This window comes from Mesorhizobium sp. STM 4661 (assembly GCF_000359125.1).
GTDB lineage: Bacteria > Pseudomonadota > Alphaproteobacteria > Rhizobiales > Rhizobiaceae > Mesorhizobium.
The window spans coordinates 17,914-43,912 of record NZ_CAAF010000003.1 but is presented as its reverse complement, the minus strand read 5'-3'; the positions used below and the strand labels follow the sequence as shown (position 1 = coordinate 43,912).

At 64.9% G+C, this 25,999-nt stretch carries 20 protein-coding genes and 2 pseudogenes; 11 read left to right on the top strand and 11 right to left on the bottom strand.

Going from position 1 to position 25,999, the window contains the following annotated elements:
- The first annotated feature begins 138 nt into the window (after positions 1-138).
- Both MESS4_RS00360 and MESS4_RS00355 read left to right on the top strand, forming a co-directional pair.
- A complete protein-coding gene (locus MESS4_RS00360) occupies positions 139-384 on the top strand; it encodes a type II toxin-antitoxin system VapB family antitoxin (RefSeq protein WP_006325170.1) in 246 nt (81 codons plus the stop codon).
- Positions 384-788 (top strand): type II toxin-antitoxin system VapC family toxin, encoded by a 405-nt coding sequence (locus MESS4_RS00355; RefSeq protein ID WP_006325168.1) that lies wholly within the window; start codon positions 384-386, stop codon positions 786-788. The genes MESS4_RS00360 and MESS4_RS00355 overlap by 1 nt, the downstream gene beginning before the upstream one ends.
- On the opposite strand, the gene murJ is transcribed toward MESS4_RS00355, so the two are convergent.
- Genes murJ through MESS4_RS00340 form a run of 3 tightly spaced genes read right to left on the bottom strand, consistent with a single transcriptional unit; the run spans position 763 to position 6,094 of the window.
- Positions 763-2,361, bottom strand: a complete 1,599-nt coding sequence (murJ, locus tag MESS4_RS00350; RefSeq protein ID WP_006325167.1) for a murein biosynthesis integral membrane protein MurJ — start codon at positions 2,359-2,361, stop codon at positions 763-765. The two genes, MESS4_RS00355 and murJ, sit on opposite strands and share 26 nt — an antisense overlap.
- 46 nt (positions 2,362-2,407) lie before the next feature.
- Entirely contained in the window at positions 2,408-5,209 is a 2,802-nt protein-coding gene (locus MESS4_RS00345) for a [protein-PII] uridylyltransferase (protein WP_006325165.1), read from the bottom strand.
- 33 nt (positions 5,210-5,242) lie between these two features.
- Positions 5,243-6,094, bottom strand: coding sequence for a glycosyltransferase family 25 protein (locus MESS4_RS00340; RefSeq protein WP_006325163.1), 852 nt, complete (start codon positions 6,092-6,094; stop codon positions 5,243-5,245).
- Positions 6,095-6,282: 188 nt separating this feature from the next.
- Here MESS4_RS00340 and MESS4_RS00335 point away from each other — a divergent pair.
- From MESS4_RS00335 to MESS4_RS00325, 3 genes and pseudogenes are all read left to right on the top strand, one after another.
- Positions 6,283-8,785: pseudogene (locus MESS4_RS00335) on the top strand (heavy metal translocating P-type ATPase).
- 43 nt (positions 8,786-8,828) lie between these two features.
- A complete protein-coding gene (locus MESS4_RS00330) occupies positions 8,829-9,215 on the top strand; it encodes a DUF305 domain-containing protein (RefSeq protein ID WP_006325161.1) in 387 nt (128 codons plus the stop codon).
- A gap of 91 nt (positions 9,216-9,306) precedes the next feature.
- Positions 9,307-10,152 carry an aldo/keto reductase gene (locus MESS4_RS00325; RefSeq protein ID WP_006325160.1) on the top strand — a complete coding sequence of 282 codons (846 nt, stop codon included), beginning with the start codon at positions 9,307-9,309 and terminating at the stop codon, positions 10,150-10,152.
- A gap of 218 nt (positions 10,153-10,370) precedes the next feature.
- Here the strand turns inward: MESS4_RS00325 and mutS are convergent, their stop codons facing one another.
- Positions 10,371-13,103 carry a DNA mismatch repair protein MutS gene (mutS, locus tag MESS4_RS00320; RefSeq protein WP_006325159.1) on the bottom strand — a complete coding sequence of 911 codons (2,733 nt, stop codon included), beginning with the start codon at positions 13,101-13,103 and terminating at the stop codon, positions 10,371-10,373.
- A 146-nt stretch (positions 13,104-13,249) separates the two neighbouring features.
- Here mutS and MESS4_RS00315 point away from each other — a divergent pair, with 146 nt between their 5' ends.
- Positions 13,250-14,449, top strand: coding sequence for a glycosyltransferase (locus MESS4_RS00315; protein WP_006325158.1), 1,200 nt, complete (start codon positions 13,250-13,252; stop codon positions 14,447-14,449).
- A gap of 127 nt (positions 14,450-14,576) precedes the next feature.
- Positions 14,577-16,856, top strand: a complete 2,280-nt coding sequence (locus MESS4_RS00310; protein ID WP_036240362.1) for an NADP-dependent malic enzyme — start codon at positions 14,577-14,579, stop codon at positions 16,854-16,856.
- A gap of 290 nt (positions 16,857-17,146) precedes the next feature.
- On the opposite strand, the gene MESS4_RS00305 is transcribed toward MESS4_RS00310, so the two are convergent.
- Positions 17,147-18,139, bottom strand: a complete 993-nt coding sequence (locus MESS4_RS00305; RefSeq protein WP_006325156.1) for an adenosine kinase — start codon at positions 18,137-18,139, stop codon at positions 17,147-17,149.
- Between the two features lie 232 nt (positions 18,140-18,371).
- Between MESS4_RS00305 and MESS4_RS00300 the strand changes: the two genes are divergently transcribed.
- A complete protein-coding gene (locus tag MESS4_RS00300; protein WP_006325155.1) occupies positions 18,372-19,076 on the top strand; it encodes a sulfate transporter family protein in 705 nt (234 codons plus the stop codon).
- Here MESS4_RS00300 and MESS4_RS00295 read toward each other — a convergent pair.
- The 5 genes from MESS4_RS00295 to MESS4_RS00275 form a co-directional block, all read right to left on the bottom strand.
- Positions 19,073-20,071 (bottom strand): proline racemase family protein, encoded by a 999-nt coding sequence (locus MESS4_RS00295; RefSeq protein WP_006325154.1) that lies wholly within the window; start codon positions 20,069-20,071, stop codon positions 19,073-19,075. The two genes, MESS4_RS00300 and MESS4_RS00295, sit on opposite strands and share 4 nt — an antisense overlap.
- A gap of 14 nt (positions 20,072-20,085) precedes the next feature.
- The gene (locus tag MESS4_RS00290; RefSeq protein WP_006325153.1) at positions 20,086-20,889 is read right to left on the bottom strand and encodes an oxaloacetate decarboxylase; all 804 of its coding nucleotides are present in this window, start codon (positions 20,887-20,889) and stop codon (positions 20,086-20,088) included.
- A gap of 142 nt (positions 20,890-21,031) precedes the next feature.
- Positions 21,032-21,688, bottom strand: coding sequence for an HAD family phosphatase (locus MESS4_RS00285; protein ID WP_006325152.1), 657 nt, complete (start codon positions 21,686-21,688; stop codon positions 21,032-21,034).
- Complete coding sequence (dut, locus tag MESS4_RS00280; protein ID WP_006325151.1) at positions 21,688-22,173, bottom strand: dUTP diphosphatase; 486 nt, start codon at positions 22,171-22,173, stop codon at positions 21,688-21,690. Before dut ends, MESS4_RS00285 begins: the two co-directional genes overlap by 1 nt.
- 84 nt (positions 22,174-22,257) lie before the next feature.
- Positions 22,258-22,728, bottom strand: a complete 471-nt coding sequence (locus MESS4_RS00275) for an Lrp/AsnC family transcriptional regulator (protein ID WP_006325142.1) — start codon at positions 22,726-22,728, stop codon at positions 22,258-22,260.
- A gap of 114 nt (positions 22,729-22,842) precedes the next feature.
- On the opposite strand from MESS4_RS00275, the gene MESS4_RS00270 reads away from it, so the two are divergent.
- The 3 genes and pseudogenes from MESS4_RS00270 to MESS4_RS00265 all read left to right on the top strand — a co-directional run bounded on the left by MESS4_RS00270 (position 22,843) and on the right by MESS4_RS00265 (position 24,932).
- On the top strand, positions 22,843-23,094 hold the full coding sequence (locus MESS4_RS00270; RefSeq protein ID WP_006325140.1) for a DUF6356 family protein: 252 nt from the start codon (positions 22,843-22,845) through the stop codon (positions 23,092-23,094).
- A gap of 14 nt (positions 23,095-23,108) precedes the next feature.
- Positions 23,109-23,213: pseudogene (locus MESS4_RS33135) on the top strand (class II glutamine amidotransferase); the annotation flags it as partial.
- Between the two features lie 324 nt (positions 23,214-23,537).
- The gene (locus tag MESS4_RS00265; RefSeq protein WP_006325138.1) at positions 23,538-24,932 is read left to right on the top strand and encodes an amidase; all 1,395 of its coding nucleotides are present in this window, start codon (positions 23,538-23,540) and stop codon (positions 24,930-24,932) included.
- Here MESS4_RS00265 and MESS4_RS00260 read toward each other — a convergent pair.
- On the bottom strand, positions 24,905-25,975 hold the full coding sequence (locus MESS4_RS00260; RefSeq protein ID WP_006325137.1) for an FAD-binding oxidoreductase: 1,071 nt from the start codon (positions 25,973-25,975) through the stop codon (positions 24,905-24,907). The two genes, MESS4_RS00265 and MESS4_RS00260, sit on opposite strands and share 28 nt — an antisense overlap.
- Positions 25,976-25,999: the final 24 nt, after the last annotated feature.

The following is a 25,999-nucleotide window of genomic DNA, read 5'->3' as shown; positions in this document are numbered from 1 at the left end:
TCTTGCGACGGCGCGCTTATGGACGAGAGCGAAGGGAGGATCAAGAGGCTCCTGGAAGGTCAATAGCTAGCAAGCTTGTTGACATAATGATGTGGATTGCTACATACTTTCTGCTACATCATTCACTAGGCGGAAGCGATGACCATCAATATCAACAACAAGGAGGCGGACAGCCTGACGCGCGCCTTCGCCAGGATCGAGGGCGTCGGGATCACCGAGGCTATCGTGATCGCCATGCGTGAGGCCCTGGAGCGCCGCCGCAACCGCGAGACGCCGCTGGAGACGGCGGCGCGGCTCCGGGCCGAGTTCGGGATTGAGCTGAGCAACCAGGCGCGCGACCCGCTGCCGCGCTCGGTCTACGACGAATTGTCCGGCGAAGACTGATGTTTATCGACGCCGCCGCCATCGTTGCGATGTTGAGCCACGAGGCTGAAGCCGAGCGCTGCGCGCAGGCGGTCATGGAAGCGTCGGCTCCATTCACGTCGGCAATTGCCGTTTGGGAAGCCGCGATGGCGCTTTCGCGATCGGAAAAGCTGGCCATACCGGTCGCTGTAAGCCTGAAGATCGTCAGCCGTTTTCTCGAAGAGCGGGCAATCGCCTTGCGGGAGCTTCCGCCTGCCTCTGACGCAACGTCTCTGTCCGTTGAGGCCGCGTCGCGGTTTCGCAACAACGCCATCCGCCTGAACATGGCGGACTGTTTCCACTATGCTTGCGCGCGCTACTACGCCGTTCCGATGCTTTCGACGGCGGACGAATTCCGGCTTACGGATCTGGAGACTGTTCCCTGACAGGCGACGATCCCTTCCGTGCCATATTCCGCCTGATCATGCCGAAATCGGCGCCGCCGGTGGCGAAGGCGGTGACGAAATAGAGCAGCGCCCCGCCGGCAATCAAAGAAAGAAGCGTTACCGCCTTGGTGACCAGCGGCGAACCCGACGCCAATCTGGCGGCGAACCAGTGCTCGGCAAAATAGAGCGCAGCCCCCATCACCGCCGCCGACAGCACCAGCCGCGGAATGCGTTTCAGGAGCGGTACATCGCGGCCCCAATGGCCGCGGCGGATCAGCACGCCGAGCAGCATCAGCGCATTGACCCAGCCGGCGACGGCGGAAGCGACCGCAATACCCGGCGCGCCCATTGACGGGAAAAGGCTCAGCGCGGTGGTGACGTTCACCGCCACCGAGATGGCGGCGAAGATCATCGGCGTGCGCGTGTCCTCGCGGGCGAAATAGCCTGGCGTGAATGCCTTGATCAGCACGAAGGCCGGCAGGCCGAGGCCGAAGATCGCCAGGATCGCCGCCACGATCGGCGTCGAGCCGCTGGCGGCAAACGCCCCGCGCTCATAGACCAGCCGCACGATCGGCTCGGACATGACCAGAAGAGCGGCCGCCGCCGGCAAGGTCAGGAACAGCGTGAACTCGACCGAGCGGTTCTGCAGATTGGCCGCTTCGATCAGATTGCCCGACTTCAGCGCCCGCGACAGTTCCGGCAGAAGCACGATGGCGACCGCCACGCCGACGACGCCGAGCGGCAATTGGTAGATGCGATCGGCATAGGCGAGCGACGACACGGCACTGTCCTGCGCCGAGGCGATCGCCGTGCCGATCAGCTGGTTGATCTGGGTGATGCCGCCGGTGATCGCCGCCGGCAGCGCCAGGATCAGCAGCCGCTCGACGTTGGGCGTCATTTTCGGCCGCCGGAAACCGATCGAGATGCCGGCATGGCGCACCGCCACCCAGACGATCGCCAGTTGCACCACCCCTGCCGCCAGCACGCCCCAGGCCAGCCCGAAGCCGACGGTGCGGGCATCCGATCCCTTGTACCAGGCATAGGCGAGCACGCCGATCAGGATGATGTTGAGGAACACCGGCGCCACCGCGGCGGCGAAATAGCGGCGCAGCGAATTCAGCATGCCCGCCATCATCGCGCCCAGCGACATGCAGATCAGATAGGGAAACATGACGGTCGCCAGCGCCACCGTCATATCGAATTTTCCAGGCGTGTCGGCAAAGCCCGGTGCCACCAGGTAGCGCACGATCAGCGGCATCGCCAGTTCCATGGCAATGGTCAGCGCCAAAAGCGCCGTGAACAGCACGCCGAACACCTCTTCGGAAAAGCGCTTGGCGCCGTCGGTGCCGTGGGTCTCGATCTCCTTGGCGAAAAGCGGCACGAAGGCGGCGTTGAAGGCGCCTTCAGCGAACAGCCGGCGAAAGGTGTTGGGGAACTGGAAGGCCGCGTTGAAGGCGTCGGCGATCGGCCCGGTGCCGAGTGCGGCGGCCATCAGCATCTCGCGGCCGAAGCCGAGGGCGCGGCTCATCAACGTGCCGGAAGCGACGGTAGCGAATTTTTTGACAAGGCTCATGCGCTTGGAGACTGCCTGTGGGATTGGGACAAATAGATGGTCGTCGTCACTCGGCGGCCGCCTTGGCCTTGCCGCCACGCTCGGGCACTGTGCCTTCGAGTGCTGCGATCAGCCTGTTATGGATGGCGGTGGTGCGCGCCGGGCTGTCGATCTTCTGGCCGGTAAGGTCGGTGACGTAGAAAGTGTCGATGACCTTCTCGCCGAAGGTGGTGATATGGGCCGACGCGATGTCGAGCGACAGGTCCGACAGCACCCCGGTGATCTCCGAAAGCAGGCCCGGCCGGTCCAGCCCCTCGACCTCGATCACGGAAAACCGGTTCGACAGCGTGTTGCGGATTTCGGCGCGCGGCGGAATGCGGAACACCTTGGCGCCGCGCCGCGGCTTGGTGCGTTTCTCGATCATCTCTGGCAGCCAGCTCTTGCCTGACAGCACGTCCTCGATCAGCCGGCCGACGCGCTCGGCGCGGCGGCGCTCGTCTTCGTCAAGGTCGAATTCCCTCGAGATCAGGATGGTGTCCAGCGCCCGCCCATCGGAGGTGGTGAAGATCTGCGCGTCGACGATGTTGCCGCCGGCCGCCACGCAGGCCCCGGCGATGACCGAAAGCAGGCGCGGATGATCCTGCGCCAGAACGGTGATCTCGGTCACCGCCTCGAACTGATGGGTCTTGACCATGGTGGCCAGCTTCTTGCCCGACGCATCCGCCTCGCGGATGAATTCGGCATGGCGGAGCTGGTCGGCGAGATCGACCGTCAGCAGATAGTTCTCGTAATGCAGGCCGACATAGCGCTTGCGGGCCTTTTCGGGCCATTCGGCAAGCGCCTCGGCCAGCCGTTCGCGCGCCGCGGCCGTCCGCTTGGCGCGCGACACTTCCGAGAATCCGCCGGTCAGCAATAGCTCGGTCTCGTAGTAGAGCGTGCGCAGCAATTGCCCTTTCCAGCCGTTCCACACGCCCGGGCCGACGCCCCTGATATCGCAGACGGTGAGGATCAGCAGCATCTTGAGCCGCTCGACCGATTGCACGATCGCCGCGAAATCCTCGATCGTCTTGCGGTCGTTGAGGTCGCGGGTCTGCGCCGTCATCGACATCACGAGATGGTTCTCGACCAGCCAGGCGACCGTTTCGGTATCGGCTGGCGAGAGCCCCATATGCGGGCAGATGCGCCGCGCGATCCGGGCGCCCACCTCGGAATGGTCCTCCGGTCGTCCCTTGGCGATGTCGTGCAGGAGCACCGCGACATAGAGCGCCTCGCGGCTCTTCCTCAGCCCCGGCATCAGTGTGTGCGAGAGCGGATGGAGCTTTTCGCCGTCGCCGCGCTCGATTTCGGCCAGCACGCCGATGCAGCGGATCAGGTGCTCGTCGACCGTATAGTGGTGGTACATCGAAAACTGCATCATGGCGACGATCTTGCCGAAATCCGGGATCAGCTTTGCGAGCAAGCCCGCCTCGTTCATGCGCCTGAGATTGAGCTCGGCATTGCGGTCCGAGGTCAATATGTCGAGGAACAGCCGGTTGGCCTCCTCGTCGCGGCGCAGCGCCTTGCCGACAAGGCCGAGCGACCGGGTCAGAAGCTTCAGCGCATCGGGATGGAACTCCAGCCCGTGCTTGTCGGCGAACCAGAACAGCCTCAAGAGATTGACCGGATCGCGCTCGAACACCTGGTCGTCGGCGATGTTGATACGGTGGTTGTCGACAATGAAATCGGACGTGCCGGCAAGCTTGCGCTTGCGGCGCGAGAAGGTGAGGAAGATGCGGTTGAAACCCGGCACATGCTTGGCCTGCTCCTCCTCGAGCGCCGCGCAGAAGATGCGGGTCAGGTCTCCAACATCCTTGGCGACGAGGAAGTAGTGCTTCATGAAGCGCTCGACCGCCGACAGGCCCGGATGGGTGGTGTAGCCCAGCCGCTCGGCGATTTCGCGCTGGATGTCGAAGTGCAGCCGCTCCTCGGCCTTGCCGGTGAGGAAATGCATGTGGCAGCGCACGGCCCACAGGAAATCCTCGGCCTTCTGGAATTCCCGGTACTCGGCATCGGTGAAGACGCCCTTGTCGACCAGCTCCTCGCCGGTGCGCACCCGGTAGAAATACTTGCCGATCCAGAACAGCGTCTGCAGGTCGCGCAGGCCGCCCTTGCCGTCCTTGACATTGGGTTCGACGAGATAGCGGCTTTCGCCGGCCTTGGCATGGCGCTCGTCGCGCTCGGCGAGCTTGGCCTGCACATATTCAGGGCCGGTCGTGCGCACCACCTCGCGGTCGAAGCGCAGCAGGAGCTCGTCATAGAGCTTCTGCTCGCCCCACAGGAAGCGCGCTTCCAGGATCGAGGTGCGGATGGTGATGTCGGTGCGCGACAGCCTGAGGCATTCGTCGATGTTGCGGGTGGCGTGGCCGACCTTCAGCCCGAGATCCCACAGCATATAGAGCATGTATTCGACGATCTGCTCGCCCCATGGCGTCTGCTTGTAGGGCAGCAGGAACAAGAGATCGATGTCGGACCCCGGCGCCAGCGTGCCGCGACCATAGCCGCCGACCGCGACGACGGCCATGCGTTCGGCCGATGACGGGTTTTTCACGCGATAGACATGGGTCGCCGCGAAATCGTAAAGCGCGCGGATGATTTCGTCCATGAGATGCGACAGCCGGGCGGCGCAGGCGGTGCCGCCGCCATCCTCCATCAGCATGCGTTCGGCGATCGTGCGGCCCTCGTTGAGCCGGCTTTTGAGAAGCTGGAGAACGCCGCTACGCGCAGCCTGCCCGGCGCCGTTGCCTGCCGTGGCCGTGGTCAGCGCGGTCATGTCGCGGCGCAAGGCTTCGCCGTCGATCAATTCGTCGAGCTTCAGGGTTATTTTTGCCATAAGTGCTGGTCGGCCTCGCCGTTTCGGCGGCGTCTATAGCGCGTTTTCGCGGCGCTGGGTATGGGGCGGGCGGATACGTTCTCCGCGATAGTCGAATGGGATGATTGTCTCTTGCCGCAGCCGGCAGAGGTCGGAAATCTGTTCCGCTATCCGCTTGATCTCGGTCCTGATTTTGTTCAATCCCGTCTTCCTGCGTCTTTTGATCATCTCGATTACGTCACGCTGCTCGCCGCGATCCTGCTTGAGCAGGCTCGGCATTCCGACAGCCCTGTCGCCCAGGAACTGGTCCTGCGCGCAAAGCGCCGGAACGAGCTGGTAGATGGTCTTGCTGGACGACGTTGCCAGGCTCGGGTTGAAGACGACGTGATCGACCGGAATGCCGATGTCCCCCGTGGCATCGACAAGGTCGCGCGCGGCTTGCCTTGAAAGGATGTAGCCGGCTGTGCCGATATGGGTTCGGTGGAGCCTGGACATGAAAAAGCCGTGACCTGCCGAAACGCGCTTTCGCGCGATAGTCGTTTTCTTGAAGAACGTCTCCAGCTTGACGATATCGGCATCGGCCGGAATCCAGCCGGCATCGGCAAGCAATGCGCCGGCCTTCGCCGAAAAGACGATATCGTCCTCGAAGATGGCGCCGTAGGCATCGTCGCCGGCCGCGATGATCGCCCAGCAAGCTCTATGGCTGAGGAAGCAGGCGATCTCGGCGTCCGTCATGCGCAGCGGCGATTTGCGCTTGACGCGCAGCGGCATAAGGGCGAGGTCGGGCCGATCCTGCGCGTCGATCGCCGCAACCCGTTCCAACGCAACGCCGATCCGGGCAAACTCGGCCGTCATGTGGGCGAGCCTGTCGCGGGACCGATCGAGGTTGATGACCAGACATTTCATTTGAACGGGATCGACGCGGTTGTCCAAAAGTGGTGGCGTCCATAGCACACCGGCGCATAAGCGTGCGGTTTTTTCCGCTCATGCGGATCGAAGTGGGGCAGTTGCGAAAAATCGAAGCCGGCCCCTTGACCTTCCAGTTACTGGAAGCACTACTTCCGCCTAGAGATCGAGACACAGAGGCTTTTCGCATGACCCATTCCGGCCACGATCATCGCGCGCATGGCGGCTGCTGCTCGGCGAAGGAAGCTCCGTCCGCCGCGGATGCCGTCGTCCGCGATCCGGTCTGCGGCATGACCGTCGATCCTGCCGCCGGCAAGCCGACGGCCGAGCATGGCGGTCAGCTCCATCATTTTTGCAGCGAGCGCTGCCGCCAGAAATTCGTCGCCGAGCCGGAGAAATACCTGACGGCCATCGATCCCGTCTGCGGCATGAGCGTGGACCGCGCCACCGCGAAGCACTTTTTCCGGCACGAGGGCCAGGGCTTCTATTTCTGTTCGGCCGCTTGCCAGGCGAAATTCGAGGCGGAGCCGGCAAAATATCTTGGCGACAGGCCGGAATCGCGGGCGATGCCGAAAGGCACGCAATACACCTGCCCGATGCATCCGCAAATCGTCCGCGACAAGCCGGGCTCCTGCCCGATCTGCGGCATGGCGCTGGAACCGATGGGCGTGCCGAGCGGCGATGAAGGCCCGAACCCGGAGCTGATCGACTTCACCAGGCGCTTCTGGGTAAGCGCGGCGCTGTCCGTGCCGTTGCTGATCATTGCCATGGCGCCGATGCTCGGTCTGACCTTTCAAGCCTTCATCGACGATCGGACGAAGGTCTGGCTGGAACTGGTGCTGGCGAGCCCGGTGGTGCTGTGGGCCGCCTTTCCCTTCTTCCATCGCGGCTGGGATTCGGTTCTCAACCGCAGCCCCAACATGTGGACGCTGATTTCGCTCGGCGTTGGCGCCGCTTATGTCTACAGCGTCGTCGCCACGCTGTTTCCGGACATCTTCCCGCACCAGTTCCGCGGTCATGACGGCACCGTGCCGGTCTATTTCGAGGCGGCCGCCGTCATCGTGGCGCTGGTGTTCCTGGGCCAGGTGCTGGAACTGCGCGCCCGGGAAAAAACCGGCTCGGCGATCCGCGCGCTGCTCGACCTTGCGCCGAAGACGGCGCGGCGGATTGGCGAGGACGGCTCCGAAAACGACGTGCCGCTCGACGCGGTCAAAGCCGGCGACCGCCTGCGCATCCGCCCCGGCGATGCCGTGCCGGTCGACGGCATCGTGCTCGAGGGCCGCTCTTCCATCGACGAATCGATGATCACAGGCGAGCCGCTGCCGGTCGAAAAACCGAGGCGATGCTTTGACCGGCGGCACGCTCAACAAGAACGGCTCGCTGATCATGCGCGCCGAGCGGATCGGCGCTGAGACCACGCTGGCCCGGATCGTCGAGCTTGTCGCCAAGGCGCAGCGCTCGCGCGCGCCGATTCAGGGCTTGGCCGACCGCGTCTCCTTCTACTTCGTACCGGCCGTGGTGCTGGTCGCGATCCTTGCCTTCGTCGCATGGGCGGTCTTCGGCCCGCAGCCCAGCCTGGTCTTTGCCATCGTCTCGGCGGTCTCGGTATTGATCATCGCCTGTCCATGCGCGCTCGGTCTTGCCACGCCGATGTCGATCATGACCGCCACCGGACGCGGTGCGCATGCCGGCGTGCTGATCAAGGAGGCGGCCGCACTCGAACGTTTTGCTTCGGTCGACACGCTGATCGTCGACAAGACCGGAACGCTGACCGAAGGCCGGCCGAAATTGACCGATGTCGTCGCAGTCGAAGGCCTGTTGGAAGACGAACTGCTGGCACTCGCCGCCGCGCTGGAAAAAGGCTCGGAGCATCCGCTGGCCGAGGCCATCGTCGAGGGCGCCGGCGAACGGGGCTTGAAGGTCTCAGAGGCCCGCGATTTCGAGGCGGTCACCGGCAAGGGCGTTTCCGGTATGGTGTCGGGAAAGAAGGTCGTGCTCGGCAATGCCGCGATGATGGCCGATCTCGGCATCGACACCGCATCGCTCTCGGCCGCTGCTGAGGCGCTGCAGGTCGACGGCAAGACCGTGATGTTCGTTGCTTTCGGCAAGAAGCTGGCCGGCCTTGTCGCTGTCGCCGACCCGATCAAGGCGACGACGGCCGAGGCGATCAGGGCGCTGCACGGCCGCGGGCTGAAGATCATCATGGCGACCGGCGACAATGAGCGCACCGCCAGGGCCATCGCGAAGAAGCTTGGCATCGACGAAGTGCGTGCCGGGCTGCTGCCGGAACAGAAAGCAGCACTTGTCGAGGAACTGCGCGCCAGGGGCGCCGGGGTGGCGATGGCCGGCGACGGCGTCAACGACGCACCGGCGCTGGCCGCCGCCGATGTCGGTATCGCCATGGGCACCGGCGCCGATGTCGCGGTCGAAAGCGCCGGGATCACGCTGGTCAAGGGCGATCTCAACGGCATCGTCCGGGCCCGAACGCTCGCCCAGGCAACCATCCGCAACATCCGCCAGAACCTGTTTTTCGCCTTCCTCTACAATGTGCTTGGCGTGCCGGTCGCGGCCGGCGTGCTCTATCCGCTCACCGGGACGCTGTTGTCGCCGATGGTGGCGGCAGCGGCGATGAGCCTGTCCTCGGTGTCGGTCATCGCCAGCGCTTTGCGGCTCAGGACGTTGAAACTCTGAGTGAAGCCCCCAAATACGAAATCCATTCAACAGGAGATTGTGGATGACCTTGGCTAAAAAGATCGTGCTGTTGCTGATGGCGGCGGGAATGCTGCTTGCCGTTTTTCTCGAAAGTATGCCGGCGCAGTCCCAAGAAATGAAACACGACATGGGCGCGATGAGCGCGCAAAGCCCTTCCACCGATGGCTACAAGGCGGCGATGGACAAGATGCACGCCGACATGATGGCGATCGAATCTTCCGGCAACGCCGATGTCGACTTCGCCCGCCGCATGATCCCGCATCACCAGGCGGCGATCGACATGGCCAAGGTCGAGCTTGCCAACGGCAAGGATCCGGAAATCCGCAAGCTGGCCGAAGCGGTCATCGCCGCGCAGGAAGCCGAGATCAAGCAGTTGCAGGCCTGGCTCGCCGCCTATCCGGCGAAGTGATCGCGCCCGCCGTGATCGGAGTCCGGACCGTCATCTGGATTTCTCCCGGCGGTTGTGGTGCGATGCGCGCCGATCATGCCGGGAGCACGCCATGCCATCAGTAATAAGAACGACCACGCTGCCCTCCGGCGAAGCCGTTCCGGTGCTTGGCCAGGGCACGTGGAAGATGGGCGAGGATGCTCGTCGCCGTGCCGATGAGGTGAACGCCCTGAAGCTCGGGCTGGACCTCGGCATGACGCTGATCGACACAGCCGAAATGTATGCCAGCGGCGGCGCCGAGGAAGTGGTGGCGGAGGCCATTGCCAGGCGCCGCGACGAGACCGTCCTGGTCTCCAAGGTGCTGCCGTCCAACGCCTCGCGCGCCGGCGTGGCGCGCGCCTGCGAGAACAGCCTGAAGCGCCTCGCCACCGATCGCATCGATCTCTATCTGCTGCATTGGCCCGGCAGCGTGCCGCTGGAGGAAACCGTCGAGGCCTTCGAAGCCTTGAAGAAGGCCGGCAAGATTCGCCACTGGGGCGTCAGCAATTTCGACACCCACGAGATGGAGCAACTGGTCGACCTGCCGGACGGCGGCTATGTCCAGACCAACCAGATCCTCTACAATCTGTCCCAGCGCGGCCCCGAATTCGACCTTTCGCCCTGGAGCCGGCAGCGCGGCATTCCGCTGATGGCCTATTCGCCGGTCGATCAGGGCGCGCTGGCGCGCAACGCCAGGCTCGAAGCCATCGCCGCCCGCCACGACGCCACGCCGGCGCAAATCGCGCTTGCCTGGGTGATGCGCCAGGACGGCGTCATCGCCATTCCCAAGGCCAGCCGACAGGAGCATGTCCGCCAGAACGTCGCCGCGCTCGACATCGAGCTCACCCCGGAAGATCTCGCCGATCTCGACCGCGCCTTCCCGCCGCCGACCCGCAAGCGTGGTTTGGAGATGATTTGAGGGTAGTGGCTCAGGCCGCGTTCCCGCCCACCCCCCTCTGTCCTGCCGGACATCTCCCCCGCAAGGGGGGAGATTGGATGTCGTCATCGCTTTCGCCAATCGCCGACGTTGCAGGAAGAGCGCAGTCGGCAAAGCTGCCGATCTCCCCCTTGCGGGGGAGATGTCCGGCAGGACAGAGGGGGTGCGAAGGAACGCCGTCGGACGAAGCAACTCGCCATCTACCTCCCCGCCAGCCCCTTCAGCCTGTACAGCGCCTCCAGCGCCTCCCTCGGCGTCATCTCGTCAGGGTTGATCGCGCCGAGTGCGGCACCCAGCGCATCGTCCTTCACCGGCCTAGGTACTTCCCGCTTCACCGCCACCGCAAACAGCGGCAGGTCGTCGACCAGCCGGTTGGCCTTGCCCGAAACCTCGCCTTCTTCCAGCTGGTGCAGAACTTCCTTGGCGCGGCCAACCACGGCTTCCGGCAGGCCGGCCAGCCGCGCCACCTGCACGCCATAGGAGCGGTCGGCCGCACCCTTGCCGACCTCGTGCAGGAAGACGACGTCGCCCTCCCATTCCTTGACCCGCATGGTGACGTTGTGCAGCCGCGGCAGTTTCCCCGCCAGCGCCGTCATCTCGTGGAAATGGGTAGCGAAGATCGCCCGGCAGCGGTTCTTCTCGTGCAGATATTCGACCGCCGCCCAGGCGATCGACAGGCCGTCGAAGGTCGCGGTGCCGCGACCGATCTCGTCGAGGATGACCAGCGCGCGCTCGCCGGCCTGGTTGAGGATCGCCGCCGTTTCCACCATCTCGACCATGAAGGTCGAGCGGCCGCGCGCCAGGTCGTCGGAGGCGCCGACCCGCGAGAACAGCCGGTCGACCACGCCGATATGGGCTGATGCCGCCGGCACGAACGAGCCGGTCTGCGCAAGGATGGCGATCAGCGCGTTCTGCCTGAGGAAAGTCGACTTGCCGCCCATGTTGGGGCCGGTCAAAAGCCAGATCGCGCCGTTCTTCGCCCCATCTTCCGGCGACAGATCGCAATCATTGGCGACGAACGGGCCTTCGCCCGAACGCCGCAGCGCCTGCTCGACCACCGGGTGCCGCCCGCCCGAAATCTCGAAGGCAAGGCCTGCATCCACCACCGGCCGGCACCACGCTTCGCTTTCCGAAAGCAGGGCAAGGGCTGCCGAGACGTCGAGCACGGCAAGCGCCTCGGCGCCGGCGCGGATTTTATCCGCCTCACCGACCGCTTCTGCCGTCAGCCGGTCGAAGGCGGCAAGCTCGATGCTCAGCGCCCGGTCGGCGGCATTGGCGATCTTCGATTCCAGCTCGGCCAGCTCCGTCGTGGTGAAGCGCATGGCGTTGGCCATCGTCTGGCGATGGATGAACCGCGCCTTCGCCCCGTCGCTGCCGGTCATGATCGAATGGTGGTTGGCGGTCACCTCGATATAGTACCCCAGCACATTGTTGTGCCGGATTTTCAGCGAGCGGATGCCGGTCTCCTCGATCAGCGAGCGCTCCAGCCCGGCAATCACTTTTCGCGACTCATCGCGCAGCGCCCGCATCTCATCGAGTTCGGCATTGTAGTCGCCGCGGATGAAGCCGCCGTCGCGCTTCAGCAGCGGCAATTCCTCGCCGAGCGCCTGCGCCAGATGGTTGGCCAGCGCGTGCGGCAATGCCTTGATGGCATCAAGCGCCGCCTCCAGCTCCACGGGCAGTGCGGTTTCTCCAAACAATTCGGCAATCGTGCCCGCCGCCTCGAAGCCGGCGCGCAGCGCACCGAGATCGCGCGGGCCGCCGCGATTGAGCGCCAGCCTGGACAGCGCGCGCGGCATGTCGGCGACGCTTTTCAGGCTCGATCGCACTGCCTGGCAGAGTCGCGTCTCGGCACGGAAGAGCGACACCGAGTCCAGCCTGGCGCCGATCGCCGCCGGGTCGGTCAGCGGCGCCATCAGCCGGTCGGCGAGCAGCCTTGCGCCGCCACCGGTCACCGTGCGGTCGATCGCCTTGAACAGCGAGCCGTCGCGGCTGCCGGACAAGGTGCGCAGCAGCTCCAGATTGGCGCGCGTCGCCGGGTCGATGAACAGCGTCGAGCCCTGCTCCTCGCGTTCGGGCCGCGACAGCGGCGGCCGCTCTGCCTTCTGCGTCTTCTCGACATAGGCGATGGCGCCGGAGATCGCCGACAGCTCGGCGCGCGAAAACGTGCCGAAACTGTCAGGCGTCGCCACCTCGAAGAAGCGGGCGATGCGCCCCGCGGCAGACGCCGAATCGAACAGCGACGGCGGCTGCGGACTGGCGACGCGGCCAAGCACGTCGAACACCGGTTTCAGCTCCGGGTCGTAAAACACCGGCTCGGCGACGATCAATTCGCGCGGGTCGACGCGGAACACATCGGCGAGCAGCCGGTCGGCGGTGGTCTCGGCCACGCGGAAGCTGCCGGTCGAGATTTCGATCCAGGCCAGCGCGAAGGAGTGGTCACTGCTACCGCCCTTGACCCGCCCCAGCGCCATCAGGAAACTGGATTCCGACGGCGCCAGCAATTTGTCCTCGGTGATGGTGCCGGGCGTCACCAGCCGCACCACGTCGCGGCGCACCACCGATTTGCCGCCGCGTTTCTTGGCCTCCGCCGGATCCTCGATCTGCTCGCAGACGGCGACGCGGAACCCTTGTCCGATCAGCTTCTGCAGATAGTCGTCGGCCGCATGCACCGGCACGCCGCACATCGGAATGTCGTGGCCCTGGTGCTTGCCGCGCTTGGTCAGCACGATGCCCAGCGCCCGGCTCGCCTTTTCGGCGTCGTCGAAGAACAGCTCGTAGAAGTCGCCCATGCGGTAGAACAGCAGCGAATCCGGGTTCGCCGCCTTGATCTCGATAAACTGCTCGATCATCGGCGTGGCGCCGCCGCCCGCGACGGGCGCGGGCGTCGTCGCCTCCGGTGCGTCGGGCTCGGTCGGCATGTGCATGTTCATGCCGGCACGCTAGCAGATGTGACGGCGCGATTTAATGCCGGCGGATTGAAAAACAGGGGAAACCGCGATCTCGAACGCGGTAACGGGCAGCGCGCCGGCATTGCCTCGCGCCGGAATGCTCAATATTGATCGTCCGGGATCGGAGCTTGGCGGGCGCGGTGGACAAGGACAGGCACGAGACGTTCGAGGAGATGATCGGTCCTGTCGGATCGCCGTTGCAGCACATGCTGCTCAAGGCGGCGCGCCGCGCCAACCGGACCGCCGACAAGCTCAGGCTCTCGGCGCAAAAGCGGTTTCCTTTCATTCTCCCGTCCCGCGGTCCCCTGTCCGACCTCGACGGCGGCATCCAGGTTTCCGTGCATGTGGTCAGCCGCGATCCGCTGGTGTTGTATACGCCGGTGGGCGGACCGCGCCCGTTCTATTCCGTCGCCGCCATCGGCCGGCGCCTGGCGTCGCGGGGTGCCACATTCCTGCTGATGCCAAGCTGGACCCTGGAGCGGCCGGCCGTCGTCGACCAGATCGGCCGGGATCTCGCCTGGTATGCCAGGCTTTGCCCTGATCATGAGGTCATCTTCCTCTGCAACACCGGGGAGGAGCGCCGCCTGATCGCAGCGGTTGGCGGCACCGCGATCTTTTCCAATCACAATCTGATGATATCGGAGGATGTGTTCCGGCCGCTGCCGGACGTACCGGTCGAGTTCGACGCTGTCTATACCGGCCGCATATCCCACACCAAGCGGCATTACCTCGCCTTCGATATCGAAAGGCTCGTTCACATCGCCACGTCGATCGGCGAACTGCCGCCTTCCGGCGCCCGCGCCTTCCTCCGCCGCCTGCAGGCGCAATCGCCGCTCCATCGCATCGCCAATCCGATCGTCGACGGCATGACCGCGAGCCTGTCTCAGGAAGAAGTCAACCGCGTCTACAACCAGGCCGCGGTCGGGCTCTGCCTGTCGGCGGCGGAAGGGGCGATGTACTCCAGCATGGAATATCTGATGGCCGGGCTGCCGATCGTCTCGACACCGAGCCTTGGCGGGCGCGACGTCTATTTCGATCGGGACTATTGCCTGATCGCCGAGCCGGAACCCACCGCGATCAGGAAGGCTGTCGAGACGCTGCGCGACCGCGCCATTCCGCGCCAGGAGATCCGCGCCCGCACGCTGGAAAAGGTGCGCGCGCAGCGGCTGGAGCTGATGGCCTATCTGTCGGCGCTGCTGCGGCGCATGGGCAGCGACGCGCCGTCGCTCTCGCAATGGCCATTTCCCCCGACCTCTGCGCTAATGCGGTGGGCGCCGGTGCGCGACCATGCGCGGGAGCTTGCCGCGCTCGCCTCCCCAGCCGATTGAGAGTGCGCACGACCGCGATTCCGCACCGCTTGGCGGTTTACAGCGGCGGCATGTGGCCTTAATTCGGAACTCCACAAAAAGCACCCGTCTCAAGCGGTGCCGTACCGGCGAGGAAATCAAAAGCATCATGGCCAGGAAAACCGAAAACAACGGCCCCTCCGTCAGCGCCCAGGAGGCGCTGGAGTTCCACGCCATGGGCCGCCCCGGCAAGCTGGAGATCGTCGCCACCAAACCGATGGCGACGCAGCGCGATTTGAGCCTCGCCTATTCGCCGGGCGTCGCGGTTCCCGTCCTTGCCATCGCCGAGGACCCAAGCCGCGCTTTCGACTACACGACGCGCGGCAACATGGTCGCCGTCATTTCCAACGGCACCGCCATCCTCGGTCTCGGCAATCTCGGCGCGCTGGCTTCCAAGCCGGTCATGGAGGGCAAGGCGGTGCTGTTCAAGCGCTTCGCCGATGTCGATTCCATCGATCTCGAGGTCGACACCGAGGATGCCGACGAATTCATCAACTGCGTGCGCTATCTCGGCCCTTCCTTCGGCGGCATCAACCTTGAGGACATCAAGGCGCCGGAATGCTTCATCATCGAGCAGCGGCTGCGCGAATTGATGGATATTCCGGTCTTCCATGACGACCAGCACGGCACGGCCATCATCTCGGCCGCCGGCCTGATCAATGCGCTGGAGATCACCGGCCGCGACATGAAGACCACCAAAATGGTCTGCAATGGCGCGGGTGCGGCCGGCATCGCCTGCATCGAGCTGATGAAGGCGATGGGCTTTGCGCCGGAGAATATCATCCTGTGCGACACCAAGGGCGTGGTCTTCCAGGGTCGCACCGAAGGCATGAACCAGTGGAAGTCGGCGCATGCGGTCAAGACCGAGGCGCGCTCGCTGGCCGAGGCGCTCGACGGCGCCGATGTCTTCCTCGGCCTCTCCGCCAAGGGCGCGCTGACCACCAAGATGGTGCAGTCGATGGCCAAGAACCCGATCATCTTCGCCATGGCCAATCCCGACCCGGAGATCACCCCGGAGGAAGTGGCCAAGATCCGCACCGACGCCATCATGGCCACCGGCCGTTCGGACTATCCGAACCAGGTCAACAACGTGCTTGGCTTCCCCTATATCTTCCGCGGCGCGCTGGATGTGCGCGCCACCACCATCAATGACGACATGAAGATCGCCGCTGCACGTGCGCTCGCCGAGCTGGCGCGCCAGGACGTGCCCGACGACGTCGCCGCCGCCTATCAGGGCAACCGGCCAAAATTCGGCCCCAGCTACATCATCCCGGTGCCGTTCGACCCGCGCCTGATCTCCGCCATTCCGCTTGCGGTGGCCAAGGCCGCGATGGATAGCGGCGTCGCCCGCAAGCCGATCCTCAATCTCGACCGCTACGCGCAGGAGCTGTCCGCCCGCCGCGATCCGATCGCCTCGACGCTGCAGCGCATCTACGACCGCGTGCGCCGCCAGCCCAAGCGCATCGTCTTCGCCGAGGGCGAGGAGGAACAGGTCATGCGCGCCGCCGTCTCCTATGTGAACCAGCGGCTCGGCACCGCCATCCTGCTCGGCCGCGACGACGTTATCAAGGAGAACGCCAAGCATGCCGGCATCGAGCTCAACAAGCAGGGCATCGAGATCATCAACGCCAGGCTGTCGCGCCGCAACAGCGTCTACACCGACTATCTGTACGAGCGCATGCAGCGCAAGGGCTTCCTGTTCCGCGACTGCCAGCGCCTGATCAACAACGACCGCAACCATTTCGCCGCCTGCATGGTGGCGCTGGGCGACGCCGACGGCATCGTCACTGGCGTCACCCGCAACTATTCGACCGCGCTCGACGACATCCGCCGCGTTATCGACGCCAAGCCCGGCCACTGCGTCATCGGCGTTTCGATCGTGCTGGCGCGAGGGCGCACCGTGCTGGTCGCCGACACCGCCGTGCACGATATGCCGAACGCCATCGAGATCGCCGACATCGCCGAGGAGACCGCCGGCTTTGCCCGCCGCATGGGCTACGAGCCACGCCTGGCGATGCTCGCCTATTCCACCTTCGGCCATCCGCAGGGCGAGCGCTCCGAGCGCGTCCAGGAAGCAGTGCGCATCCTCGACAAAAGGCGCGTCGATTTCGAATATGACGGCGAGATGGCCGCCGACGTGGCGCTCAACGCCCGCGCCATGGCGCAATATCCGTTCATCCGGCTCACCGGCCCGGCCAATGTGCTGATCATGCCGGCCTTCCACTCGGCCTCGATCTCGACCAAGATGCTGCAGGAGCTCGGCGGCTCGACCGTCATCGGCCCGCTGTTGGTCGGCTTGAACAAGCCGGTACAGATCGTCTCGCTGAACGCCAAGGACTCGGACATCGTGAATATGGCGGCCATTGCGGCGTATACCGCAGGGGCTTGAAGGCAAAAATCAGCGACCATATTTGCTGCAACCGGCTGTTTTGGGTTCGCGCCATGGCGCGGCTTTTCGCCCCGGGCTGTTTCGGACGGCTGCCGAAACTCGACTGAATTGTTGCGGTTCGCGCAGTGCGCCCAATGGCGACGATGTCGGCGTCTACGCAGTCGCGCATCAAGGCCGGGGTCGCGCGCTGCCAGAACCTATCTGATCTGCCATGGATTGCCTCAGGCGCGGGGTGAGATAGCGGTGCTTCCCCTTCTCCCACAACAAGGGGAGAAGGAAAAAGGGGTGCCCTAAATCAGCCCCGCCTGCTCGGCCTCTCTGCGCAGGTTCTGCCGCGGCCTTGGCCCGAGCTGCTGGATCACCAGCCCGGCTGCCAGCGAGCCGAGATCGCCGCACGCCTTCAGGCCGCGGCCCTGCGTATAGCCATAGAGGAAGCCGGCCGCATAGAGGTCGCCGGCGCCGGTCGTGTCGACCAGTTCCCTGATCTTCGTCGCCTGGATGGTGACCGTCTCCTCACCACGCACGATCACCGAGCCCTTTTCCGAGCGGGTGACGGCGGCGATCTTGCAGTCCTTGCGGATCTGCGCCAGCGCCTCGTCGAAGGAGGCGGTCTGGTAGAGCGACTTGATCTCGTGGCTGTTGGCAAAGACGATGTCGACGGTGCCCGAGCGCATCAGGTCGAGGAACTCGTCGCGGTAGCGGTCGACGCAGAACGAATCCGACAGCGTCATCGACACTTCGCGCCCGGCGGCATGCGCGAGCTTCGCCGTCTGCCGGATCGCTTCCTTGGCGCGCGGCGGGTCCCACAGATAGCCTTCGAAATAGGTGACCGCCGCACCGGAAGCCTTGTCGGCTTCGACATCCTCCGGGCCGAGCTCGACGCAGGCGCCGAGATAGGTGTTCATCGAGCGCTCGCCGTCCGGCGTCACGAAGATCATCGAGCGTGCCGTCGGCGGTTCGCCCTGAAGCGGCCTGGTGTCGAAGGCGACGCCCTGCGCGTGGATGTCGTGGGCGTAGATCTCGCCGAGCGGATCGTTCGAGACCTTGCCGAAGAAGGCGGCGCGGCCGCCGAAGGAGGCGACGCCGGCCGCCGTGTTGCCGGCGCTGCCGCCGGAGGCTTCGATCGCCGGGCCCATGCGGCTGTAGAGCAGTTCGGCGCGGCTTGTGTCGATCAGGTTCATCGCGCCCTTGATGATGCCGTTCGTTTCCAGGAATGCCTCGTCGCACTGGGCGATGATGTCGACAATGGCATTTCCGATGCAAAGCACGTCATAGTCCGGCATCAATATCTCCGCCAAAAACCCACCGGCTTTCTGCCACGCCGGCCGCAGGCGGGTCTAGCGATTTGATGCGGCTTTGCCTAGGTCGTGACTCGATAAATCTTGGCGAATGGCAGATGGGCCGCATTGCGAGGTTGCGCTTGTGACTTGATCTGTCTCCGCCTATCTCGCAGATGTCCCGCTCGCCATGGGCCCCGTTTGACATGGGCCCGTTTGACATGGGATTGGAAACGCCGTGATCCTCGATGCCGCCCGCGCCGCCGCCAGCCGGCTGTTCTCGCCCGAATTCCGCTCGGTATTCGTTAAGACGCTGGGGCTGACGCTGCTGGCGCTGGCCGCGCTGTGGTTCACGATCCGGGGCCTGTTCGAATGGCTGGCCTGGCCGTGGATCGATGCGTGGTTGCCCGGCCTGCCGTCCTGGGCCGGATGGCTGGGCGTCGTCGTCGCCGGCATAGGCCTTGCGCTGGGTCTGGCGCTGCTCATCGCGCCGGTGACGGCGATCATTGCCGGCCTGTTCCTCGACGATGTCGCCGAGGTGGTCGAGCGCACCGACTATCCGGGCGATCCGCCCGGACGCGCCATGCCGGGGCTGCGCTCGCTGGTGCTGGCGATAAAATTCTTCGGCGTCGTCGTCCTCGGCAACATCGTCGCCTTGCTGCTCCTGCTGGTGCCGGGCATCAACATCGCCGCCTTCTTCATCGTCAACGGCTATCTGCTCGGGCGTGAGTTCTTCGAATTCGCCGCCATGCGCTTTCGCCCGGAGACCGAGGCCAGGACGCTCCGCAGGAAATATGCCGGCACGGTGTTCCTGGCCGGGCTGCTCATCGCCGCCTTCCTCGCCGTGCCGTTGCTCAATCTCGTGACGCCGCTTTTCGCCGCCGCCATGATGGTGCATCTGCACAAGGCGATTTCTGCGCGCGAGAGCCACGCGCCGATTTAAAACAGTAGAAAGCCGCGTCCGAGTTCATCGTCGGGCTCGACGATGAACTCGGCCCGGCCCGAATAATAGGCGCGGCCACCGACGCGGGCGATGATCGCGTCATGCGGTCCGGCCTTTGCCGTCCGTGTCACGCTGCCGGAAAAACGCGAGCCGGCTATGCTCTCGAAGGTCCGTGCCTGCCCGATCGCGATCTCGCCCTTGGCATGCATGGCCGCCAGCCGCGCGGTGACGCCCGAGCCGGTCGGCGAGCGGTCGACCTGGGCCTCGGCGAAGACGCAGATGTTTTTTGTCTCGTCGCCGGAAAACGCATCCCTTCCGTCGGTCAGGATGCTGCCGTAGAGAAAGGCGAGATCCGCGTGATCGGGGTGCGACAGCGGGAACTCTGTCTTCAGCTTCTCCGTCAGCGCGGTCGCGGCATCGACGAAATCGCGCACGCGGCTCCTGCCGAATTCCAGGCCGAGTTGGCGGCAATTGGCCAGTGCGTAGAACGCGCCGCCATAGGCAACGTCGAAGCCGATCGCCCCGTAGCCCGGCAGTTCGATCTGCTGATCGCGGGCGAACAGGAAGGCCGGTACGCTTTCGAACGACACTGCCCCCGCCTTGCCATCCCTGACCTCCACCGAAGCCACCACCAGCCCGCACGGCGCTTCGATGTTGACTGTCGTTACCGGCTCCTGCCTCGCCACCAGCCCCTCGTCGACGGCGTAGCGGCCGAGCGCGACGATGGCGTGGCCGCACATGGTCGAATAGCCCTCATTGTGCATGAACAGCACCGCGAGGTCGGCGCCGGGCAGGTCGGGCTCGACCAGCAGCGCGCCATACATGTCGTAGTGACCGCGCGGCTCGAACATCAGGATCTTCCTGAGATGATCGAGGTGATCGCGCACATGAGCGCGCTTTTCCAGGATGGTGCCCTTGGGTATCGCGGGATAGCCGCCGGTGACGATCCTCAGCGGCTCGCCGCCGGTATGCATGTCGACGACGGTGAGCGTCATGCGTCGGGGCCCATCTAAGCCAAGGATTTGGCAAACAGCGCCTGCAGCTTGCTGAAAGGCATGGCGGCGCGGGTGAAGCCGAACGTGCCGTCCTGCTGGATCTCGCGTGCCGCCGTCTCCAGCATGCCGAAAGCGAAATTGGCGAGCCAGGGTCCGAGCGAAATACGCTTGACCCCTGCCAAAGCGAGATCGGCAATGGTGAAGCCGGGCCTCGCCATGACGTTGACCGGCTTGCTGAGCGACGAGCAGACGAGTTGCACCGTCTCGATGTCGCCGATGCCCGGTGCATAGAGCACGTCGGCGCCCGCCTTTTCGAAGGCTTGCAGCCGCTTGATCGTGTCCTCGATGTCAGGCCTGTCCCACAGGAAGTTTTCGGCCCGCGCGGTGAAGACGAAATCGCGCTTCAGCGCCCGCGCCGCTTCCGCCGCCGCCGCGACGCGCTCGACCGCATGCGAAAAATCGTAGATCGGCTTGTCGGGTTCGCCGGTATGGTCCTCGATCGAGCAGCCGGCGAGGCCCGCTGCTTCGGCCGCGAAGATGGTCTCGGCGGCACTTGTGGCGCTGTCGCCCTTGCCCTTTTCGAGGTCGGCCGAGACCGGCAGGGCGGTCGCCGCGGTCACCTCGCGGCAGTGATGGATCATGGCGTCGAAGGTCACCGCGCCGTCGGGCAGGCCGCGCGAAAAGGCAAAGCCGGCGCTGGTCGTCGCCAGCGCCTTGAAGCCGAAGGAGGCCAGCAGCTTCGTCGTGCCGACATCCCACGGATTGGGCATGACGAAGATCGAGGCATGCAGGTCGCGAAAGATCTTGCCCTTGTCCATGAATGCTCCCCATCGAATGCGAAGATGTGAAAGGGATTCTAGCGTGCCGATTTGCGCCGGGCAAACGAATGCGGTTGGCTCAGAAGCGTTCGGCGTTCTCTGCTGACAAACGGGTCAGCGCCACGGCTGGTGTCGCACCGCGTCAGTGGATCGGCACCAATCCTGCCAGCACACGCATGTCGTCGAACAATATGCCGCCGGCTTCGGCGAGGCCGTCGCGGTCGGAATGCGGGTCGCCGTGATAGGAAAACACCCGCATGCCGGCGGCAATGCCGGCTTGCGTTCCCGCCACGCTGTCCTCGATGACGATGCAGTCGGCGGGCGCGAAGCCCATCGTGCTTGCGGCGTGCAGGAACAGGTCGGGGAAAGGCTTGCCGCGCGAGACCATGGTCGAGCTGAACAGCGCATGCTCGAACAGCGGCAAAAGCCCGGTCTGGCCGAGCGTGATGTGCATTTTCGACACGCGTGCCGACGATGCGACGCAAGCTGGAATGCCGGCCGCGTGGACGGCCTCGATGAAGTCCCGGACGTAAGGGATCGCCTCGACGCCATGCGCGAACAGATCCGGCAGCCCGGCGTTCCAGCGCTCGACGAAATCGGCGCCGAGGCTGACGCCGATCGCCTCGACCTCTTTCTGAACCGAGACCATGCTGCGGCCGGAAAAATTCTTGCGGCAGTATTCGAAGCTGGCGGGAAAACCGGCGGTGCTAAGCCATTCGGCGAGGCGGTGATTGGCCAGGTTCTCGGTGTCGACCAGGACCCCGTCGCAATCGAAGATGACGAGTTTGGGTATTTTCATCAGGCCGTGCCGGTCGACCCAAACCCGCCCGAGCCACGCGCCGTGCCGCCGGCCAATGTGCGCTCCTCGACCGTCGCCTGCATCACCGATGCAAAGACGATCTGGGCGATCCGCATGCCGCGCGTCACCGCGAAATCCTCGTCGCCGAGATTGATCAGCAGCACCTTCACCTCGCCGCGATAGTCGCTGTCGATGGTGCCGGGCGTGTTGAGACAGGTGAGGCCATGCTTGAAGGCAAGGCCCGAACGCGGCCGGACCTGGCCTTCCACGCCTTCCGGGATTTCCAGGATCAGCCCGGTCGGCACCAGCGCGCGTTTCCCGGGCAAGATCAGCAGCGGCCGGTCGTCCGGCACCGCCGCGCGCAAATCCATGCCGGCGGCGCCTGCACTTTCATAAGCCGGCAGCGGCAGGCCTTCGCCATGCGGCAACCTGACGAAACCGACGGAGGGGCCGATGACGGGAGTAGGATAAAAGGCTGCGCGCATGAGGCCGATCCTATCGGCGCAAATGCCGATTCAGTCAACTCGGCGGCAATGCTATCAACGGCTTTCTTTCACCGTGGTTGCCTGTCAGCGAACCTCCATTGGCACGACCGTCGTCTCCTTGATCTCCTCCATGACGAAGGAGGCCGAAACATCCGACAGCGCCACCTTGGCGATCAGCCGCTGGTAGAGCCGGTCATAAGCCTTCATGTCGGCGACGCGGGCCCTGAGCACATAGTCGAGATCGCCCGACATGCGGTAGACCCCGGTGATCTCGGGGAACCCGGTCACCGCCGCGCGGAATTTCCGCAGCCAGTCCGGATCGTGGTTGGAGGTTCGGATCAGGATGAACACCGAGAGGCCGAGCCCAACCTTGTCGGCATCGACCAGCGCCACCCGCCCGGTGATGACGCCGTCTTCCTCCAGCCGCTTGACGCGGCGCCAGCAGGCATTGCGCGACAACGCCACCCGTTCCGACAATTGGTCGACCGACAGCGTGCCGTCGCGCTGCAGCTCGGCCAGCAATCTTCGATCGATTTCATCGATATCGGGCGCCATTTGGGATATTTGTCCCAAAATAGCACCAGAAACAAGGACAATTTGAGACCGATGAACCGCGAGCCTGTGCCAGGATACTCAACATCGGGGCTTATCCCGGCAGGAGGGATCACCATGACGCAGCTTTCGAAGCTCTTCACCTCTCACCCGGCCAAGGTGGGCGAGACCTATTTCAGCCATATGGCCTTTGCCGCGTGGTTCTGCTCGCGCCTGTTGATGGCTGCCGCCGCCGCGCTCATTCACGCTTTCTTGCCGTTTCTGTTTGAGACTACGGCCAGCCGCATCGTACGTGAGCTCTATGAGCGCACGCACAACAGAGGCACGCACGCGGTCAAGGAGCCGGCGGCTCTCGTGGATCGCGCCTGAGGGAAGATTAAGCGATGTGCCGCTGGGCGGCCTATCTTGGTGAAGCGGTCTTCCTCGAAGACATCATCACGGCGCCCTGCCACTCGCTGATCGCACAGAGCCATTGCGCCCAGCTGGCGCTGGCCGTGTAGTTCCTTCGCCGGGTTACAAATTGCGGCAAGTCCGCGGGACAGCGCCCCCTCTGTCCTGCCGGACATCTCCCCCACGAGGGGGAGATCGGCAGCTTCGCCGACAGTGCCTCCTCTTCAGCGTTGGCGATTGGCGAAAGCCGAATCGACATCCAATCTCCCCACCCGTGGGGGAGATGTCCGGCAGGACAGAGGGGGGCGACGTAGAGCGCCGACCTCAACAGATCCAGTCGGCGCAATTTCGATCAAGCGCCGCCGGCTCTCGAATGCTGAACTGGCTTGAAACCGCGTTGCCGGCAAGCCGGAGCATTCGTCATGGACCTCGTCTTTTCCTCAACCACCGAACTGGCCGCTGCAATCCGCGACCGCAAGATTTCCGCCGTGGAAGTGCTGGACGCGCATCTGGCTGAGATCGACAGGCACAACGAGGTGGTGAATGCCGTCGTCACGCTCGACCGGGAAGGGGCCCGCGAACGCGCGAAAATGGCCGACGCGGCAGTGGCGCGTGGCGACATTCTCGGACCTTTGCACGGCGTGCCATTCACGCTGAAGGACATGCACGAGACCGCGGGCATGAAGACCACGGTCGGCTTTCCACCCTTTGCCGACTATGTCGCCAGACAGGACAGTCCGGTGGTCGCGAAGCTGAAGGCCGCCGGTGGCATTCTGCTCGGCAAGACCAATGTCGCGACCATGCTGGGAGACTGGCAATCGGACAATCCGCTGTTTGGCCGAACCAGCAATCCGTGGGATTTGTCGCGCACGTCAGGCGGTTCCAGCGGAGGCGCGGCCGCCGCACTCTGCGCCGGGATGACGCCGTTCGAGGTCGGCACCGACATGCAGGATTCGATCCGTTTGCCGGCTGCTTTTTGCGGCGTCTATGGCCTGAAACCGACCGAGCACCGCATCTCGCTCGCCGGTGCCTTTCCCGATCCGGGCGGTGCGCCGCGCAGCGTGCGGCTGATGTCCTGTCTCGGGCCGCTGGCGCGCGGCGTCGAGGATCTGGCGCTGATCCATGGGATTATCGCCGGGCCGGATGGCCACGACACCGATCTCGCGCCGGTGCCGGTCGAGGACATGCCGAGACTTGATCTCAGGACGTTGCGCATCGCCTTTGCCCCCTCCTTTCCCGGACTTCCGGTAGCCGGCGAGATCAGTGCCGCCGTCGAAAATCTGGTAAGCCAGCTTCATCAGGCGGGCGCAAGCGTCGAGGAAGCAAGACTGCCGGAACTCGACTTGCACGACGATCTGGCTGAAGGCGGTGCACTGATCGGCATGATGCTGGAAGCCGCCCAACCGAAGCCACCACAGGAACCGACGCCGGTCTCTTGCTGGTTCGCGGCACTTGCCCGCCGCGACCGCTCGATCCTTGCCTGGGAGCGGTTCTTCGAAAGCTGCGATGCCTTGCTGTGTCCCGTCGCCATGACCACGGCATTTCCGCATTGCACGCCTGGGACGCCGATCGAGGTCGACGGCAAGGAGCAGAGCTATTGGATGCTGCCGGCCTATGGCGCGGTGTTCAACTACAGCGGCCACCCGGCGCTTGCGATGCCGTGCGGGCAGGATAGCGACGACCTGCCGATTGGCCTGCAGCTGGTTGGCAAGCGCTGGTCGGAGTCGCGGCTGCTCGGCATCGCCAAGGCAATGGAACCACTGACCGGTGGCTTTCGCCGTCCGCCTGGCTATGAACCGAAGCGCTCCAAGCCGTAGGGCGCCAACAGCGGGTCACGCTCGCCGTCGAGGATCTCCCGGGTGGCGAACAGGCCGACAACTGGCGCCAGTGTGATGCCGGAATGCATGACCGCGACGTATAGACCGGGCACGCCCTCGGCGCGGCCGATGATCGGAAAGCCGTCGATCGGCGTCGGCCGGTAGCCGACAGTATGGAAATCCAGCTCCAGCCCGTCGGCGCCGCGCAGCATGGCTTTCGTCGCCGCGAACAGGTCGCGCGCGGTGGCTTCGGCATCCATGCCCGGATCGGCGCCGCCGAAATCCGAGCCGGCGATGATGCGGCCCTGCGCCGTCTGGCGCATATGCAGCCGCTCGGCCAGCACCAGGCCGTTGAGCAGCTTTCTGTAGGGCCGTGAATGCGCGATCAGGCCGGGCGGCGTCTCGATCGGCACGTCTATCCCGGCCGTCGCCGCGATCGCCGGAGCACCGGCACCGGCCGCGATCACCACCTCATCGGCGGCAAGCCGTTCGCCGGGCATCTCCACGCCTGTAACCTTGCCGCCGGACTGCACGAGCCCGGTCACGGCTTTGCCGGTAATGATACGAGCGCCGCGTCGTTCTGCATCGGCCAGCAATGCCTGAGAGGCCGCCACGGGTTCGGCTACACCTTCCTCGGCGACATAAAGCGCCAAATCCGGGGATTCGGCGAGATTGGGCTCGATCAGCGCGGCGCGTTGGTTTCCGACGCGTTCGATGCCATAGCCCCAGGCGGAATGCTCCGCGGCATAGGCCTCGAGCTTGGCCGGCGGCAGGTCCCAGCACAGACCACCGCACCATTGGAGCGGAATACCGGGCAAGTCCTGGGCCAGCCGCGTCCATTCGGCCATGGCGAAGGTGCGCAGCCGGAAATACGGCTCCGGATTGCCCCAGCTTGCATTGATCCAGGCAAAGGAATTCGGCGTGGCGACCCCGCCGGCGCTGCTGTCGGCAATCACCGTCACCTCCGCACCGGCCTTCGCCAGATGCCAGGCGATCGACGCGCCGACGATGCCGGCGCCGATGACGATGACTTGCTTGCTCATGCTGGACCTCTGCAGAACCCGTCT